The organism is Enterobacteriaceae endosymbiont of Donacia piscatrix (genome assembly GCF_012569525.1).
Classification (GTDB): domain Bacteria; phylum Pseudomonadota; class Gammaproteobacteria; order Enterobacterales; family Enterobacteriaceae.
The window spans coordinates 173,029-174,552 of sequence record NZ_CP046200.1; the positions used below are offsets into that span (position 1 = coordinate 173,029).

The 1,524-nt window shown below is 14.9% G+C and carries 1 protein-coding gene and 1 tRNA gene (1 of these 2 only partly in view); both read right to left on the reverse strand.

Annotated features, from left to right (window positions below):
• Nucleotides 1-1,454, reverse strand: a 1,454-nt coding sequence (gene mutL, locus GJT96_RS00845; protein WP_169780358.1) for a DNA mismatch repair endonuclease MutL, incomplete at its 3' end; no start/stop codon positions are given.
• Nucleotides 1,455-1,498: 44 nt separating this feature from the next.
• A tRNA-Gly gene (locus GJT96_RS02320) sits at nucleotides 1,499-1,524 on the reverse strand; it runs 146 nt beyond the window's last position.

Here is a 1,524-nt window from a genome sequence, read left to right on the forward strand (position 1 = left end):
GGCACATACATAATATGTAATACATTTTTATTATTTAATGAAAAATTAAAACCTAATTTTAATAAAAATTGTTTTATTTTATATAAAAATGAATATTCTTTTTTTGTTATATTAATTTTAATATTTATTTTAAAATTATTGATAATATTTTTATTTTGGAAGATTAATTGAAATTTTTTTTTTAAAAAAAACTGAAATAATGTTTTAATTATAATAGAATACAAAAAATCATTTTTTTTTATAATAATAAAATTATTTTTTATTATTGTAAGAAATTTACCAAAATTTTTAAAATAAAAATTTGGTTTATTATCTAAATAAACTATTTTTTGTTTTATTATATTTTTCATTAAAATACTTTCTGTATTAGTAGAATATTTAGAATATTTTATATTTATTTCATTTTTTTCTTTTAAAATATAAATTTTTTTATTTTGATTTATTACTTGAAAATTATTTTTATATAAAATTTTTGTAATATTTTTATATATAAAATTATATATTAATATTGTATCATAAAAACGAATATCAGTTTTTTTAGGATGTATATTTATATCAATTTTATTTGATTCTATTTCTAAATATAATAAAAAAGAAAAAATATAGTTTTGATTAAATTTATTTTGAATTGTTTCTTTAATTGTACGATATAAAAAATTATTATTTATAATACGATTATTTACATAAAAATATTTAAATAAATTATTTGGTTTTTTTTTTTTATCAAAAATCATTATTCTTCCATATAATTTTAATTTTTTGTAATTTGCATTAATTTCTAATGAATTTTTTAAAAAATTATTACCAAAAATAACTTTTATTCTATTTATATAAGAAATATTATCTGTAACTTTTTTAAAATTATAAATAACTTTATTTTGATATTTAAATTTAATACCTATACCTAATTTCATTAAAATAATTTTTTTAATAATATTTTTAATATAAATAAATTCTATTTTATCATTTAATAAACATAATCTTTTTGCAGGTAAATTATAAAAAACATCAGATATAATAATAGTTGTCCCAATAGGATGAGAAATAGGATTTAAAGAAAATATTTGTTCATTAAATCCTTCTGTATATAATTGCCATGCAAATGGTTGTTTTAATGTTTTAGATATGATAGTCATTCTAGATACGGATTTTATACTAGTTAAAGCTTCTCCTCTAAAACCAAAACTATTCAAAAAATTAAAACTATCTAAATTATTTATTTTACTTGTAGCATATTTTTTTATACATAAAATCAAATTTTTTTTATTCATACCTATACCATTATCATTTATATAAATGTATTTTCCTCCTTTTTCTATGTGTAAATTTATTTGTGATGCTTTTGCATCAATACTATTTTCAATTAATTCTTTAACTATAGTCGCTGGTCTGTCTATTACTTCACCTGCAGCTATTTTTTTTATTATATTTTTAGGTAAAATTTTAATAGACATATTTTTTTAAAAAAAATTTTTTAATAAATATTTATATATTATTAAGCGGGAAACGAGATTCGAACTCGCG